Raw genomic sequence first — 16,167 nt, 5'->3', positions numbered from 1 at the left:
GGAAATGTCTGAAAAATTAGTAGAAATTAAAGATTTAGAAATTTCCTTCGGTGAAGGAAGTAAGAAGTTTGTCGCGGTTAAAAACGCCAACTTCTTTATCAACAAGGGGGAAACTTTCTCTCTTGTAGGAGAGTCTGGTAGTGGGAAAACAACGATTGGTCGTGCTATTATTGGTCTAAATAATACCAGTAAAGGTGAGATCATCTTTGATGGTCATAAGATCAATGGAAAAAAATCTCATAAGGAATCCTCAGACTTGATCCGTCGTATCCAGATGATTTTCCAGGACCCTGCAGCCAGCTTGAATGAGCGTGCGACGGTTGACTATATCATCTCTGAAGGTCTTTACAACTATCACTTGTTCAAAGACGAAGAAGATCGTAAAGAAAAAGTTCAAAAGATGATTCATGAAGTTGGACTTTTGAAAGAACACTTGACCCGTTATCCACACGAGTTTTCTGGTGGTCAACGTCAGCGTATCGGGATTGCCCGTGCCCTTGTGATGGAACCTGATTTCGTTATTGCGGATGAGCCAATTTCAGCCTTGGACGTATCAGTGCGTGCGCAAGTCTTGAACTTGCTCAAGAAGTTCCAAAAAGAGTTGGGCTTGACCTATCTCTTTATCGCGCATGATTTGTCAGTTGTTCGCTTTATCTCAGATCGTATCGCGGTTATCTATAAGGGAGTTATCGTCGAAGTGGCGGAGACAGAGGAGTTGTTTAACAATCCTGTCCACCCATACACTCAAGCACTTCTATCTGCTGTACCGATTCCAGATCCAATCTTGGAACGCAAGAAGGTCTTGAAAGTTTACGATCCTGACCAACATGACTATGAGACAGACAAGCCATCTATGGTAGAAATTCGTCCAGGTCACTATGTTTGGGCTAATCAAGCAGAACTTGCTCGTTACAAGAAAGCTCTTAAAGAATAAACAAATTAGGAGAGGACCGAAAGGTCTTCTCATTTTTAATAGAAAAATGCCCCTTCTACTAGCTTGTAAAAGGGGAATTGTATTATCATTAACGTTTAGACCAAGTGCGTTTCATAAAGAGTAGCAAAATTGGGTATATCTCTAAGCGACCTGCAATCATTGCAAAGGAGAGGAGGATTTTAGAGATGGGACTAAAGATGGCAAAACTTGAGGTTGTACCTAGAATAGGTCCGATATTGTTAAAACAGCTGAAGACCGCACTGGTTACGACTAGAAAATCATTGCTATCAAGACTGACGATAAAGATGAGAGAAAGAATAATCATCATATAGATGGCAAAATATTTAAGAATCTTGTGCTGGGTATCCTTATCAATCACAGTTTTATTGACGTGTAGAGTCAAAACACGGTGAGGGGATAAAGTGGACAAAATCTGATTTTTTGCGATTTTAGAGAGGATAAGTCCTCTGATTACCTTAAGACCACCTGCAGTTGAGCCTGCTGATCCACCGATTCCCATGAGGAAGAGGAGGATAAATTGGGAGAAGAGGGGCCAGTTGGTAATATCTCCGTAACCAAAACCTGTTGTCGTGATGATATTGGAAACCTGGAAGAAGGCCATTTCAACACTTTTAGAGACCCCTTGGTAGAGGTGGAGTGTATTAAGAGTAATCAAGCCTGTAGAAACTAGGACAATGATGATATATGCTCGTAGTTCTTCATCTCCAAAGAAAGCCTTAACCCGACGGAGCATGAGGTAGTAGTAGAGATTGAAGTTAACCCCAAAAACCAGAACTCCGATACTAACTAGATAGGTGATGAGTGAGCTACCGTAGTGGGCAATTCCGTCGTTATAGACGGTAAAGCCCCCAGTTCCTGCTGTTCCCATAGCGATGACAAAACTATCATAGAGAGGCATGCCTGCTAGGTAGTAGATAACCACAAAAAGGGAGAAGAGAGCCAGATAAAGCAGATAGAGAATCTGGGCAGTGTTTTTTAGCTTGGATACGACCTTGCCAAAGACAGGTCCAGGGACCTCAGCCTTCATCACCTCCAAGTGACTATTCTTGGCATTGTCCATAATGGCAAGCGCAAAGACGAGTACCCCCATCCCTCCGATTAAGTGGGTGAAACTTCGCCAGAAGAGGAGGGAACGAGTGAGAACGGAAACATCGTTCAGGATAGTTGCTCCTGTAGTCGTAAATCCAGAACTGATTTCAAAGAAGGCATCGATGACGCTGGGGATTTGTCCTGAAAAGACAAAGGGGAGGCCACCAAAGAAAGACCATAGAATCCAACAGAGGGCAACAATTAAGACCCCTTCCTTGGCATAAATCCGTTGATTTTTCGGTTTCTGTAAAACGCCTAGACCACCGAGAAGGACTAAAATTCCAATCGTAGAAAAGAGAGCGATAAATACTTGACTGGATTCTTGGTAATAGATCGCTACACTAACAGGGACTAGGAGAAGAACAGCTTCAATCAAGAGAAGTTTTGAGAGGAGGTAACGAATCATACTTTTATTCATTTTTTACCTCTCAATCAAATCATAAATTTTGGTGATGTTTGGCAATAAGGTCGTCACGAGTAACTTGTCTCCCACCTCAAGCATATCCTCTCCAGTAGGGAAGATTGTTTTTCCTTTTCGGATAATGGCTGCGATGAGAACCCCTTTTTTCAATTTCAACTGTGATAGAGGTTTGGCAGTCATTTTATTAGCTTCCTTGATTTGGAATTGGAGAGTTTCAATTTGACCGTTTGCTAGATGGTGCATGGCTTGAAGATCTGAATACTGAGCGTTTACTCGACCACGGATAAAGTGCATAATGGTATCCACTGCGATGCTTTTTGGTGTGATGATACTCGAAAAATCAGGCGCGTGGATAATCTCTAGAAGGCTTGTTCGGTTGACCTTGGTGATATTCTTATCGACGCCAACACGGTCAAGGAACATGGAGGTGATAATGTTTTCTTCGTCCACCCCAGTCAAGGTTGCGACTGCATCATAGTGGGGGGCACTTTCTTCCAGCAAAATGTCTTTTGCAGTTCCATCTCCTTGGACAATATAGAGATTGGGAAACTTTTCACTGAAGAAACGAGCTCTTTCAGGATTGATCTCGATGACCTTGGTATCAATGCGACTGTCTTTTAAAATGCCGAGTAGATAATAAGCAATCTTTCCAGCTCCAACGATAAGCAAGCTTTTCACTGCACGAGATTTAAAATAGTTATGGAAAAGCATCATATCTACACGATTTCCCGTAACAAAAATCCTATCCTTGTCTTGAATAATAACATCACCGCTTGGAATCATCAGTTGATGATCTCTCTCCATAGCACAGACAATGACATTACCAAACTTTTTACGGAAGTCTGAGATTGGCATTTGACAAAGACCGCTAGAATCTTTGACAACAAACTCCATGAGACTGACCCGACCTCCAGCAAATCGTTCGACAGAGAGGGCATTAGGGAAATCAATGATATTTGAGATCGCACGCGCTGCTAGGAGTTCTGGGTTAACGATAAGTGAGAATCCAAGAATATTTTTCTCTTTAAAATAGGCATTGGAGTATTCAGGATTTCGTACCCGAACGATGGTTTCTTTAGCGCCCATTTTTTTAGCAAGTACCGCTGAAATCATATTCACTTCATCGTGTTCGGTTAGGGCGATAAAGATATCGCACTCTTGAACACCGGCTTGCTCCAAGATGGCAAAGTCAGCACCATTTCCAAGGAGACCTATGATATCAAAGCGACTGACAATGTGATTGAGAACAGCCTCATCTTGTTCGATGAGGACAACGTCATGGTTTTCTGCAACCAGTGAACGACAGAGGGCGAAACCAACTTTCCCTCCACCAACAAGGACAATTTTCATATAAAAAACCTACTTTTTCATGATGTAACTATCATACCCTTTTTTAGCAAAAAATGCACTTGCTAAGGCGATTTTTAGGGGAAGAAAGGCTTTTTTCAAGTTTTGAAGATACATTTGCTTAACTTCTATAACAATGTCTCTGATTTGAAGTAATTTGGTTCTTTTACCATACCTTTTCAGAAAGGAATGACCAAACATGAAAATATCATCAAAAAAAGTAAAAAAATCAAGTCGTTTCTATTGACAATGATTCTGAAAGTGTTATACTAAGGAAGTAGTTTCGCTGATTTACTTCAAACCTGTTGTGAGGTAAGTTAACGACACCTTAACCACGCTGTTTGCTGAGCTTGACTCCGGGCAGTGTGGCTATTTTTTTGCAATGATAAAAGGAAACCCGTCATGACAAATCACATTGTATTATTCGAGCCTCAGATTCCACAAAATACAGGTAACATTGCGCGTACTTGCGCTGCGACCAATTCTCCCCTCCATATTATCAAACCAATGGGCTTTCCCATTGACGACCGAAAGATGAAGCGGGCTGGTTTGGATTACTGGGATAAGCTTGAGATTTATTTTTATGACAGCTTGGAAGATTTCATGTCTCAGATGAAAGGACAAGTCTATCTGATTTCGAAATTTGCTGAGAAAGTGTATTCTGAGGTGGATTTATCGACTGACGAGGACCATTATTTTCTCTTTGGACGTGAAGACAAGGGCTTGCCAGAGGACTTTATGCGTGAACATCCTGAGACAGCTCTCCGCATTCCTATGAACGATGAACATGTCCGCAGTCTCAATGTTTCCAATACGGTCTGTATGATTGTCTATGAGGCTCTCCGTCAGCAACATTTTGCTGGTCTTGAGCTTGTTCACACCTATGAAGTAGATAAATTGAAATAATCAAAATGCTTGCACTTGCAAGCGTTTTTTGTTATGATTAAAGGGTCTTCAGGGCTGGGTGTAATTCCCGACCGGCGGTGACTTTAACTAGGAAATGATCTTTTCCTTTTATACTTTGTTGACAAGCTTTGCCTAACCAGAAGTTATGCCTACAGCTTGTCGCCTAGTCTAAAAGAAAAATCTCAATTTCCATTCTCTTAAAGAAGTCCGCGAGCGCAAGCTGATGTGGTGCGATTCCACAACCGACAGTATAGTCTGGATGGGAGAAGACGAGAGAATGGCTTTGTCTGTTCTGATGAGTTTATAGATGAATTGCAACCGCTTGCTCAACAGAGTGAGGGGGAACTTTTGGGATATAAAAAGTGAGAATAGATAGAGGGATCCTTTCCAACTTCTTCTGATTTTATAGAAAATTGGAGGAACCTGTTATGACAAACACACGTCGAATTTCGACCATTGCGATTTTATCAGCCATTTCATTTGTGCTGATGTACTTTGACTTTCCGCTCTTGCCAGCGGCAACCTTCCTCAAGATTGAGTTTAGTATCTTGCCAGTCCTTGTGGGCTTGGTGGTCATGGATTTGCCAGCTGCTCTAGGAATTCTCTTGATGCGCTCACTCTTGAAGTTGCTTCTGAATAGCCAAGGAGTGAACACTTACATTGGCTTGCCAATGAATATCGTAGCTCTGGGAGTTTTTGTTATCGTCTTTGGTTTGATTTGGAAAAAGGAACGTAGCACCCTTCGTTTCCTACTAGCATCTCTAGCGGGAACTGTCGGATTGACTGCGGCTATGTTGGTGCTCAACTATGTCTATGCGGTTCCTTTATACGCGCAGTTTGCCAACTTTGATATTGGAAAAATTTTGGGACTTTCCAACTACCTAATGACTATGGTATTACCTTTTAACTTGATTGAGGGTGTAATCTTTGCCGTTTCATTCTGGTTGTTATACGTCCTCTTGAAACCAACCTTAAAACATTATGAGAGATAAACAAACATTTTTAATGAAGGGCAGTTTTGCCCTTTTACTTTTCGTCCTTCTTGGCTATATGGTTAAGTTCTATCCTGAAACGCTGGTCGGTTTTGACCAACCGATTCAGACTGCCCTTCGTGGGGACTTGCCAGATTATTTGACTGTTCTGTTCCGTGCCCTTACACGCCTGATCGATATCCCAGTGATTATCACCTGGGTTGCCATCGCAGCCTTTGTCTTTTATCGTAGGCAGTGGAAGATAGAAAGCTACTTCATGGCGGGCAATTTAGCCTTAGCCGGTCTTTTGATTGTGACCTTTAAAAATATTTACCAGCGCCCACGACCAGCTATCTTACACTTGGTAGAGGAGAAGGGATTTTCCTTCCCAAGCGGGCATTCTCTGGCAGTGACTCTGATGGTAGGGACTTTGATTGTCATTCTCAGTCAACGGATTAAAGATCCGGTTTGGAGAAAAATTGTGCAAATCGTCCTTGGGGTCTACCTAGTCAGTGTGCTGCTATCTCGGGTCTATCTGGGAGTTCACTACCCATCAGACGTCCTTGCCAGTCTCTGTGTGGGCCTGGGAGTCTTGTTTATCGAATTTCCCTTCTATGACAAGCTTCGCTTCCAATGGCGATTTAAAGGCAAGCAGAAGTGAGATAGGTCTTGCAAGAATGGTAAAAATCTGATAAACTAAGTAGTAATTGAATAGGAATCCGCAAGACTAGTAACTCAAGGGAAGTATGACAGGGAGGAGAGCCGTGACTGCAAGCTCTCTATATGAAAGTTGGGTGAATTCACTTGCGCATGGATTTAGAAATGAAGGTCTGACTTGTCAGATGAAAACGGATGGTACCGCGTGTCAACGCTCCGAGTGGAGTTTTTGGCATGTGGTTTTCTTTTTATCTACGAGAGACTGATGGAGGAATTATGTCAACTATTGAAGAACAATTAAAAGCGCTTCGCGAAGAAACGCTGGCTAGCTTGAAGCAGATTACTGCTGAAAATGAAAAAGAGATGCAAGACTTGCGTGTCTCTGTCCTTGGTAAAAAAGGGTCGCTTACGGAAATCCTCAAAGGGATGAAAGATGTCTCTGCTGAGATGCGCCCAATCATCGGGAAACACGTCAATGAAGCGCGTGATGTCTTGACAGCGGCCTTTGAAGAAACAGCTAAGCTCTTGGAAGAAAAGAAAGTCGCAGCTCAACTAGCAAGTGAGAGCATCGATGTGACGCTTCCAGGTCGCCCAGTTGCGACTGGTCACCGTCATGTCCTTACACAAACCAGTGAAGAAATCGAAGATATTTTCATTGGGATGGGTTACCAAGTCGTGGATGGTTTTGAAGTAGAGCAAGACTACTATAACTTTGAGCGTATGAACCTTCCAAAAGACCACCCAGCCCGTGATATGCAGGATACTTTCTACATCACAGAAGAAATCTTGCTTCGTACTCACACGTCTCCAGTACAGGCGCGTGCTATGGATGCTCATGATTTCTCTAAAGGCCCTTTGAAAATGATCTCACCGGGGCGTGTGTTCCGTCGTGATACGGACGATGCAACCCACAGTCACCAATTCCACCAAATCGAAGGATTGGTTGTTGGGAAAAATATCTCTATGGCAGACCTTCAAGGAACCCTTCAGTTGATTGTCCAAAAAATGTTTGGCGAAGAACGTCAAATCCGTCTGCGTCCATCTTATTTCCCATTCACAGAGCCATCTGTTGAGGTGGATGTTTCTTGCTTCAAGTGTGGTGGAGAAGGCTGTAACGTATGTAAGAAAACAGGTTGGATCGAAATTATGGGTGCCGGTATGGTTCACCCACGTGTTCTCGAAATGAGTGGAATTGATGCAACGGTCTATTCTGGTTTTGCCTTTGGTCTTGGTCAAGAACGTGTAGCTATGCTCCGTTACGGAATCAACGATATCCGTGGGTTCTACCAAGGCGATGTCCGCTTCTCAGAACAGTTTAAATAAGATTGAAACCTGAAACACAGTCTAGTTATTTTCTCTTGATGAGAATGGTAAGGACTGACTCGAAGAAAAAGAAAGGAATTGAAAAGAACTTACTTGTGGGTTCTTGCAATCAGAATTATGTTAGTATCTTATAAATGGTTAAAAGAATTGGTGGACATTGATGTGCCATCACAAGAGTTGGCTGAAAAAATGTCAACTACAGGGATTGAGGTCGAAGGTGTGGAATCACCGGCTGCTGGTCTCTCAAAAATTGTCGTCGGTGAGGTCTTGTCTTGCGAAGATGTGCCAGAAACTCACCTTCATGTTTGTCAGGTTAACGTTGGCGAAGAAGAAGCTCGTCAAATCGTTTGTGGTGCACCGAATGTACGTGCTGGTATCAAGGTCATGGTGGCACTTCCAGGAGCTCGTATCGCTGACAATTACAAGATCAAAAAAGGGAAAATCCGTGGTTTAGAGTCTCTCGGAATGATTTGTTCCCTTGGTGAATTGGGAATTTCTGACTCAGTTGTACCGAAGGAATTCGCAGATGGTATTCAAATCTTGCATCAAGATGCAGTACCAGGTGAGGAAGTCTTCTCATATCTAGACTTGGATGATGAGATCATCGAACTTTCTATCACGCCAAACCGTGCAGACGCTCTATCTATGCGTGGAGTAGCGCACGAAGTGGCAGCCATCTATGACAAGGCAGTTAGCTTTAAAGAATTCAGTTTAACAGAAACAAATGAAGCTGCAGCAGACGCCCTTTCTGTAGACATTGAAACAGATAAGGCGCCTTACTATGCAGCCCGTATCTTGGATAATGTGACCATCGCACCAAGTCCACAATGGTTGCAAAATATCCTCATGAATGAAGGCATCCGTCCGATCAATAACGTAGTTGACGTAACCAACTACATCCTGCTTTACTTTGGTCAACCGATGCATGCCTTTGACTTGGATACCTTTGAAGGGACTGACATCCGTGTGCGTGAAGCGCGTGCTGGTGAAAAATTGGTGCCCTTAGATGGTGAAGAGCGTGACTTGGAAACAAATGACTTAGTCATCACTGTCGCTGACAAACCAGTAGCCCTTGCAGGTGTCATGGGGGGTCAAGCAACAGAAATATCTGAAAATTCTAGTCGTGTTGTCCTTGAAGCGGCTGTTTTCAATGGTAAATCCATCCGCAAGACTAGCGGACGCCTTAACCTTCGTTCGGAATCATCTTCTCGCTTTGAAAAAGGGATCAACGTGGCAACTGTTAATGAAGCCCTTGATGCGGCGGCTAGCATGATTGCTAATCTTGCAGGTGCGACAGTGCGTAAGGGCATCGTTTCAGCAGGAGCGCTTGATACTTCTGATGTGGAAGTTTCTTCGACTCTTGCAGACGTCAACCGTGTCCTTGGTACGGAACTTTCATATGCTGATGTCGAAGATGTCTTCCGTCGTCTTGGCTTTGGCCTTTCTGGCAATGCTGAAGCCTTTACAGTCAGCGTACCCCGTCGTCGTTGGGATATCACCATCGAAGCGGACCTCTTTGAAGAAATCGCCCGTATCTATGGTTATGATCGCTTGCCAACTAGTCTTCCAAAAGATGATGGTACAGCTGGCGAATTGACTGCGACACAAAAATTGCGCCGTCAAGTTCGTACCATCGCTGAAGGAGCAGGTTTGACAGAAATCATCACCTACGCTCTGACAACTCCTGAAAAAGCAGTTGAGTTTACGGCTCAACCAAGTAACCTTACAGAACTCATGTGGCCAATGACAGTGGACCGTTCTGTCCTCCGTCAAAATATGGTCTCAGGTATCCTTGATACCGTTGCCTACAACGTGGCTCGTAAGAACAAAAACTTGGCTCTTTACGAGATTGGAAAAGTTTTTGAACAAACAGGCGATCCAAAAGAAGAATTACCAAACGAAATCAACAGTTTTGCCCTCGCCTTGACAGGCTTGGTTGCTGAAAAAGACTTCCAAACAGCAGCAGTTCCAGTTGATTTCTTCTATGCTAAGGGAATCCTTGAAGCGCTCTTTACTCGCTTGGGACTAGAAGTGACTTATACAGCAACAGCTGAGATTGCTAGCCTTCACCCAGGACGTACAGCCGTGATTTCACTCGGTGACCAAGTTCTTGGTTTCCTTGGCCAAGTGCATCCGGTCACTGCCAAGGCTTATGATATTCCAGAAACGTATGTAGCGGAGCTCAACCTTTCAGCCATTGAAGCTGCCCTTCAACCAGCTGATCCATTTGTGGAAATCACAAAATTCCCAGCAGTCAGCCGTGACGTGGCCCTACTTCTCAAGGCAGAAGTCACTCACCAAGAAGTTGTAGACGCAATCCGAGCTGCCGGCGTGAAACGTTTGACAGATATCAAACTCTTTGACGTCTTCTCGGGCGAAAAACTGGGAGTTGGCATGAAGTCAATGGCCTATAGCTTGACCTTCCAAAATCCAGAAGACAGCTTAACGGACGAAGAAGTCGCACGCTATATGGAAAAAATCCAAGCATCACTCGAAGAAAAAGTCAATGCAGAAGTACGTTAACTCATCAATCCATCCTTCGGGGTGGGTTTTTTAGTAGAAAAAATCATCAAGCTTTAGCCTGATGATTGAATCAAATTGACGGGGAAACAACTCCTTTTTAATACTGTTACAAGATGATCAGACATCGATATTTTTTGTCATCCAATCAGCTATGAAGTGATAGGTATCGTTTCGATTATTCTCGTTTAGAATTTCGTGACGAGCCTCTTCAACTAATCGGAGACTTACTTTCGAATGTGAAGCCTTTAGGAGTTTTACAAATCTTTCTATACCTTTACCATTTTCGCCTAGAGGGTCTTCTTGTCCCGAAATCACAAGAATTGGGAGTTGGGTTGGAATCTCATCGATTACTTGTTTACTCGCTACTTGGTTAGAAAAGTAAAAAATAGATCGGTACATGGGAATAGTAGGTATGAATTGACAGAATGGATCCTTCAGATAAGCTTGGTTGGATTCTTCATTTTTTGAGAGCCAATCGACAGATGTTTTAGGATTTTTAATAGTTCGATTAAAGCTATCAGTTGATAGATAAGTCAAGAGTTTACTACGGTGTTTATTCCCTTTTATAAGTCGAATGCATTCTGTTAAGATAAGAGCGAATCGAGTCAGAAATTGAGGTTGTTGGCCAGTTCCCATGATGATCAAGGCATTGATAGGTGGTTTTCTTTTAGCTGCATAATAGCGACACATAAGAGACCCCATAGAATGCCCTAAAAGGACGATTGGGAGTCCTGTATAACTTTCTTGAATGAAGGAGGTCACTCTTTCAATATCATCGATGAGTTCCTCGGGAGATTCAGGAAAGACTCCGAGTTGACTTGGATTTTGAGCAGTATAGCCGTGGCCGAGATGATCATGGCCGATAACAGTAAAGCCTTCTTTATTCATAGCTAGAGCAAATTCTTCATATCGTTCTACGTATTCTACCATGCCATGTACAATCTGAAGAACGGCTTTTGGCTGTTCAGCTTCCCAAATGATTAAGTTATTGTTGTTTGGTTCGAGTTTAAGTCTTTTTTTCATATCAGATTCCTAGCCTATGATAATCTATAGTCTATCAAAATTATACAATAAAATAGTACGATAAGCTAGGCAGAATGATGAAGATTAGTAGCAACAATTCGGGACTAAAAATGAACATTTGAGGACATAGCCAACGGATTTATCAAGAAATGAGTATAATAAATTTATCACTTAAAATCTGGAGGACTAAAATGCTTGGTGATAAGCTAATAAAGTTCCTATCCAGAAAATATCCTTCTTGAAATCAAAATTTAAAAATGGACATAAATCGTTGTAAAGGCTATCAAAAAGGAGTATAATAAGTGCAACATATTTCGGAGGTGGAAGATGCTAGAAGTAAGAAATCTAGAGAAAAGTTTCGGTTCCAAGCAAGTCTTGTTTGGTGTCGATTTTCAGGCAAGTCCAGGACGAATTCTAGGGCTGGTCGGAAAAAATGGTGCTGGGAAAACAACGATTTTCCACAGTATTTTGAAATTTTTGGAGTACCAAGGAGAGATCAGTCTGGATGGGCAGGAGATTCGTCAGGAAACCTACGCTCGGATAGGTTATTTGCCTGAAGAACGCAGTCTCATGCCCAAGTTGACAGTCCTTGAGCAAGTTCGCTACCTGGCTACTCTGAAAGGCATAGATGCCAAGGAGGTCAAGGAAAAACTCCCTCAATGGATGGAAAAACTAGAAGTTAAGGGGAAATTAACAGACAAGATCAAGAGTCTCTCAAAAGGGAATCAGCAGAAAATCCAACTGATTATTACTCTAATCCATGAACCAGACTTGATTATTCTGGATGAGCCTTTTAGTGGACTGGATCCAGTCAATACTGAGTTGCTCAAGCAGGTCATCTTAAAAGAAAAAGAGCGTGGTGCAACCATTATCTTTTCAGACCATGTCATGACCAATGTCGAGGAGCTTTGCGATGATATTCTCATGATTCGAGATGGGCGTGTAGTCTTGCATGGACCGGTCCAAGAAGTTCGCAATCAATACGGGAAAACGCGTCTCTTTGTTTCAAGTGAACGAAGCAAGGAAGAATTGGAAAATCTTCCTCATGTCAAACAGGTGAGCTTGACCAAGCAAGGTAGTTGGAAATTGATCCTAGATGATGAAAGTGCTGGAAGGGAACTCTTCCCAATCCTCACTCAAGGTCAATATATTGCGACCTTTGACCAACAGGCTCCAACAATCGATGAAATCTTTAAACTAGAATCAGGGGTGGAAGTATGAGAAATATGTGGGTTGTAATGAAGGAAACCTATCTTCGACATGTCAAGTCGTGGAGTTTCTTCTTTATGGTGATTTCGCCGTTCCTCTTTTTAGCCTTATCTGTAGGAATCGGCTTTCTCCAAGGGTCTTCTATGGCCAAGAATAGCAAGATAGCAGTAGTAACAACTGTGCCATCTGTGGAAGAAGGGCTCAAGGGTACCAATGGTATCAACTTTGATTATAAGGATGAAGCCAGTGCCCAGGCTGCTATCAAGGATGAGAAAATCAAAGGTTACCTAACCATTGACCAAGAGGACAGTGTCCTCAAGGCCGTCTATCATGGTGAAACTTCTCTTGAAACAGGCATCAAACTAGCAGTAACCAATAAGTTAAACGAACTGCAATACCAACTCAATCGTTCGGCAGCCAATTTGTCTCAAGAACAGGAAAAACGCCTGAGTCAAACTGTTGATTTTACTGAGAAGATTGATGAATCTAAGGAAAACAAAAAAATTGTTCAAACCATTGCGGCCGCAGGGCTTGGTTTCTTCCTTTATATGATTTTGATTACCTATGCTAGTGTCACTGCTCAGGAAGTAGCTAGCGAGAAAGGAACCAAAATCATGGAGGTGGTCTTCTCTAGTATCCGAGCTAGTCATTATTTCTACGCTCGCATGCTAGCTCTACTTCTTGTGATTTTGACTCATATTGGCATTTACGTCGTAGGTGGACTTGCTGCCATTCTGCTCTTTAAAGATATCCCTATCTTGGCACAATCTGGGATTTTAAATCATCTAGGAGAGGCCTTCTCGCTCAATACCTTATTGTTTGTCTTGGTTAGCCTCTTTATGTACGTTGTTTTAGCAGCCTTTCTAGGCTCTATGGTTTCTCGCCCTGAGGATTCAGGAAAGGCCTTGTCGCCATTGATGATCTTGATTATAGCAGGATTTGTCGGAGTGACTGCTCTAGGTGCTGCTGGGGATAATTTAGTTCTGAAAATTGGTTCCTATATTCCTTTCATCTCGACCTTCTTTATGCCATTTAGAGCTATAAATGGGTATGCGAGTGGTCTAGAAGCTTGGATTTCCCTTGCTATAACGGTTGTCTTTGCAGTCACTGCGACAGCCTTTATCGGCCGCATGTATGCTAGTCTAGTCCTTCAAACAGATGATTTGGGAATCTGGAAAACCTTTAAACGTGCCTTAGCTTATAAATAGGAGATCCTCGCAAAAGCGAGGTTTTTCTAGATGTTAAACACTGAAATCGGCAAAAATATTTTTCATATCTATTGACTTTTAGTAGTAAAATTTGGTATGATAGTAGACGGTATTGTTTACCCCATTTGTAAGGCCCCGGAACCTTTCAAATACCCCGCGGACCGGAACATCCGCCCTGTAAACAAAAACGATATTCATATAGGAGAAATCATGAACAAAACTACATTCATGGCTAAACCAGGCCAAGTAGAACGCAAATGGTACGTTGTTGACGCAACTGATGTACCTCTTGGACGCCTTTCAGCAGTTGTTGCTAGCGTACTTCGCGGAAAAAACAAACCAACATTCACACCACACACTGATACAGGTGACTTCGTAATCGTTATCAATGCTGAAAAAGTTAAATTGACTGGTAAAAAAGCAACTGATAAGATCTACTACACTCACTCAAACCACCCAGGTGGATTGAAACAAATCTCTGCTGGTGAACTTCGTTCTAAAAATGCAGTACGTTTGATCGAAAAATCAGTTAAAGGTATGCTTCCACACAATACTCTTGGCCGCGCTCAAGGTATGAAATTGAAAGTATTCGTTGGAGCTGAGCACACTCACGCTGCACAACAACCAGAAGTTCTTGATATTTCAGGACTTATCTAAGGAAAGGAACAATAAAGTATGTCACAAGCACAATATGCAGGTACTGGACGTCGTAAAAACGCTGTTGCACGCGTTCGCCTTGTTCCAGGAACTGGTAAAATCACTGTTAACAAAAAAGATGTTGAAGAGTACATCCCGCACGCTGACCTTCGTCTTGTTATCAACCAACCATTCGCAGTTACTTCAACTGTAGGTTCATACGACGTTTTCGTTAACGTTGTAGGTGGTGGATACGCTGGTCAAGCAGGAGCTATCCGTCACGGTATCGCTCGTGCCCTTCTTCAAGTAGACCCAGACTTCCGCGATTCATTGAAACGCGCAGGACTTCTTACACGTGACTCACGTAAAGTTGAGCGTAAGAAGCCAGGTCTTAAGAAAGCTCGTAAAGCATCACAATTTAGTAAACGTTAATTCGAGAGAATTACTATACTTACAGAGAGCACCTTCCGAGGTGCTCTTTTTTTTATACTTTCTTACTAAATTGGTGCAATTGACACAGTTGTTGCGACTTTAGTCGCTTACAAATGTGGCTGCAATCTGACAAAGTCAGTTGCCTCAAAACGTTAATCAATACGATACTATCAACGTTTCAAAGCACTCAAAAGTTTACCTTATGGGTGCTTTTTTCGTGTTTTTTTTTAAAGTTTACCTCAAAGTTCACCTTATTTTTACCTTATTGTTTTAGAGACTTTAAAGCAAATTCACCAACTGCCATAGGAACTATATTAGAAGTATTGACATAAATCTGAGTTGTACCTGTATCGCTATGAGTTAGAGCTTCAGAAATAGTCTCTAGTGAGACACCAGCTCGTTTCGCTAAAGTAGCACCTGTGTGTCTCAATTTATGTGGAGATGCTTGGGCAAGTTTAGGATGTCTCTTTCTTACAGATTTCATTCGGTAGTTGAGATAGTCTGTATGGAGAGGAAGATTAATATTATTAGTACGATCATTATAAGTAAAAACAAACTGTTTTTGTGTTTGCTTCAGTCCGAAAAGTTTGAGTTCTTCTTGTTGTTTAACTTTCCAATTCGCTAGAAGTTCCATCAATTCAGTTGGTGCTTTAAAAAGAGTTTTTTGTTTCCTTTAGTTGATTTTACTTGTCCATATCTATCTAAAGCTTGAATTAGCTGAATCTGTGATTTTGAAAAATCGATATGTTTCCATTGAAGAGTATAGGATTCTGATTTTCTATCGCCTAAGAAAAAGGTGAGATAGAATATATGACTTTTTTCTACAACAAAATAGGCTCCATAATTTCTACAGTAGTTTTACCCATTACAGAAATTATAGAGCCAGATGATTTTCGTTAGTTCTTAGGAAGTAATTGGAAAGGAAATAGTCCAGAACAACTGTTCTGGACTATTTTTTTATCTTGAGAAATCAGTGACGCTTTTAAACGTTATTAAGAATCAATTTACATAATATTTATAAGTAATTTTTTCTATAAATAATAAAGTATGCCCTTGAACTTTTTTAGTATTCTAGCCTATAAAGCATAGGGTATTGATGGAGACTTGTCATCTGAAATGAAATAATAGATCGTTAAGGGATAACAATTGATTTGAGAAGTGTTTGTCCTACTAAGTGATGAATGTGAATTCTGTGAATGGAGATGGCTCGAGTAAGTTTTAGAGGAAACTATTTAAGTAGGAGGCTAGAAAAATATGTGCCTCCAGTACTGTGAATGTATAAAAAGTTCAATTAAATTTTGGGATCCTTTATGGATTTTTTCACACAAGGTTGATCGTGAAAAAAAGAGAAGACCAAATGGTCTTCTCAATGGGGGAACTGAATAATTAGGGCTCTATAATATTTGTAGTGGGTAAATCCTCTATAGATATTATGGAGCCTATTTTTGTATAGAAAAAAAGTCCCAT

The 16,167-nt window shown here is 41.7% G+C and carries 13 protein-coding genes, 1 pseudogene and 1 riboswitch; of the genes and pseudogenes, 10 read left to right on the top strand and 4 right to left on the bottom strand.

What is annotated here, in order from left to right:
• Nucleotides 1-4 precede the first annotated feature (4 nt).
• The gene (locus ACIY19_RS04455; RefSeq protein ID WP_001291308.1) at nucleotides 5-934 is read left to right on the top strand and encodes an ATP-binding cassette domain-containing protein; all 930 of its coding nucleotides are present in this window, start codon (nucleotides 5-7) and stop codon (nucleotides 932-934) included.
• Between the two features lie 88 nt (nucleotides 935-1,022).
• Here the strand turns inward: ACIY19_RS04455 and ACIY19_RS04450 are convergent, their stop codons facing one another.
• Nucleotides 1,023-2,462 (bottom strand): TrkH family potassium uptake protein, encoded by a 1,440-nt coding sequence (locus ACIY19_RS04450; protein WP_049505181.1) that lies wholly within the window; start codon nucleotides 2,460-2,462, stop codon nucleotides 1,023-1,025.
• Nucleotides 2,463-2,465: 3 nt separating this feature from the next.
• The gene (gene trkA, locus ACIY19_RS04445) at nucleotides 2,466-3,815 is read right to left on the bottom strand and encodes a Trk system potassium transporter TrkA (RefSeq protein WP_049505180.1); all 1,350 of its coding nucleotides are present in this window, start codon (nucleotides 3,813-3,815) and stop codon (nucleotides 2,466-2,468) included.
• Nucleotides 3,816-4,214: 399 nt separating this feature from the next.
• Between trkA and ACIY19_RS04440 the strand changes: the two genes are divergently transcribed.
• From ACIY19_RS04440 to pheT, 5 genes are all read left to right on the top strand, one after another.
• Nucleotides 4,215-4,718, top strand: coding sequence for a tRNA (cytidine(34)-2'-O)-methyltransferase (locus ACIY19_RS04440; protein WP_049505179.1), 504 nt, complete (start codon nucleotides 4,215-4,217; stop codon nucleotides 4,716-4,718).
• Between the two features lie 40 nt (nucleotides 4,719-4,758).
• Nucleotides 4,759-4,993, top strand: a riboswitch (FMN riboswitch).
• Between the two features lie 153 nt (nucleotides 4,994-5,146).
• Nucleotides 5,147-5,710 carry an ECF transporter S component gene (locus tag ACIY19_RS04435; protein WP_049505178.1) on the top strand — a complete coding sequence of 188 codons (564 nt, stop codon included), beginning with the start codon at nucleotides 5,147-5,149 and terminating at the stop codon, nucleotides 5,708-5,710.
• Nucleotides 5,700-6,350, top strand: a complete 651-nt coding sequence (locus ACIY19_RS04430; RefSeq protein WP_254734024.1) for a phosphatase PAP2 family protein — start codon at nucleotides 5,700-5,702, stop codon at nucleotides 6,348-6,350. Before ACIY19_RS04435 ends, ACIY19_RS04430 begins: the two co-directional genes overlap by 11 nt.
• 272 nt (nucleotides 6,351-6,622) lie before the next feature.
• Complete coding sequence (gene pheS, locus ACIY19_RS04425; RefSeq protein ID WP_000103743.1) at nucleotides 6,623-7,669, top strand: phenylalanine--tRNA ligase subunit alpha; 1,047 nt, start codon at nucleotides 6,623-6,625, stop codon at nucleotides 7,667-7,669.
• Nucleotides 7,670-7,786: 117 nt separating this feature from the next.
• Nucleotides 7,787-10,192, top strand: a complete 2,406-nt coding sequence (gene pheT / locus ACIY19_RS04420; RefSeq protein ID WP_049505176.1) for a phenylalanine--tRNA ligase subunit beta — start codon at nucleotides 7,787-7,789, stop codon at nucleotides 10,190-10,192.
• Nucleotides 10,193-10,309: 117 nt separating this feature from the next.
• Here the strand turns inward: pheT and ACIY19_RS04415 are convergent, their stop codons facing one another.
• Entirely contained in the window at nucleotides 10,310-11,215 is a 906-nt protein-coding gene (locus ACIY19_RS04415; protein ID WP_049505175.1) for an alpha/beta fold hydrolase, read from the bottom strand.
• Between the two features lie 327 nt (nucleotides 11,216-11,542).
• Between ACIY19_RS04415 and ACIY19_RS04410 the strand changes: the two genes are divergently transcribed.
• The 4 genes from ACIY19_RS04410 (at nucleotide 11,543) to rpsI (ending at nucleotide 14,700) form a co-directional block, all read left to right on the top strand.
• Nucleotides 11,543-12,436, top strand: coding sequence for an ABC transporter ATP-binding protein (locus ACIY19_RS04410; RefSeq protein WP_409002789.1), 894 nt, complete (start codon nucleotides 11,543-11,545; stop codon nucleotides 12,434-12,436).
• Nucleotides 12,433-13,632 (top strand): ABC transporter permease, encoded by a 1,200-nt coding sequence (locus ACIY19_RS04405; protein ID WP_049505173.1) that lies wholly within the window; start codon nucleotides 12,433-12,435, stop codon nucleotides 13,630-13,632. Before ACIY19_RS04410 ends, ACIY19_RS04405 begins: the two co-directional genes overlap by 4 nt.
• A gap of 210 nt (nucleotides 13,633-13,842) precedes the next feature.
• Nucleotides 13,843-14,289, top strand: a complete 447-nt coding sequence (gene rplM, locus ACIY19_RS04400) for a 50S ribosomal protein L13 (protein ID WP_001044624.1) — start codon at nucleotides 13,843-13,845, stop codon at nucleotides 14,287-14,289.
• Nucleotides 14,290-14,307: 18 nt separating this feature from the next.
• Nucleotides 14,308-14,700 carry a 30S ribosomal protein S9 gene (rpsI, locus tag ACIY19_RS04395; protein WP_000075969.1) on the top strand — a complete coding sequence of 131 codons (393 nt, stop codon included), beginning with the start codon at nucleotides 14,308-14,310 and terminating at the stop codon, nucleotides 14,698-14,700.
• Between the two features lie 262 nt (nucleotides 14,701-14,962).
• Here rpsI and ACIY19_RS04390 read toward each other — a convergent pair.
• Nucleotides 14,963-15,510, bottom strand: a pseudogene (locus ACIY19_RS04390) (tyrosine-type recombinase/integrase); the annotation flags it as partial.
• Nucleotides 15,511-16,167: the final 657 nt, after the last annotated feature.

Origin of the sequence: Streptococcus sp. ST14 (assembly GCF_046098195.1) — a bacterium.
Lineage (GTDB): Bacteria > Bacillota > Bacilli > Lactobacillales > Streptococcaceae > Streptococcus.
Note: the sequence above shows the minus strand (reverse complement) of the source record. Positions and strands in the feature narration are given on the sequence as shown.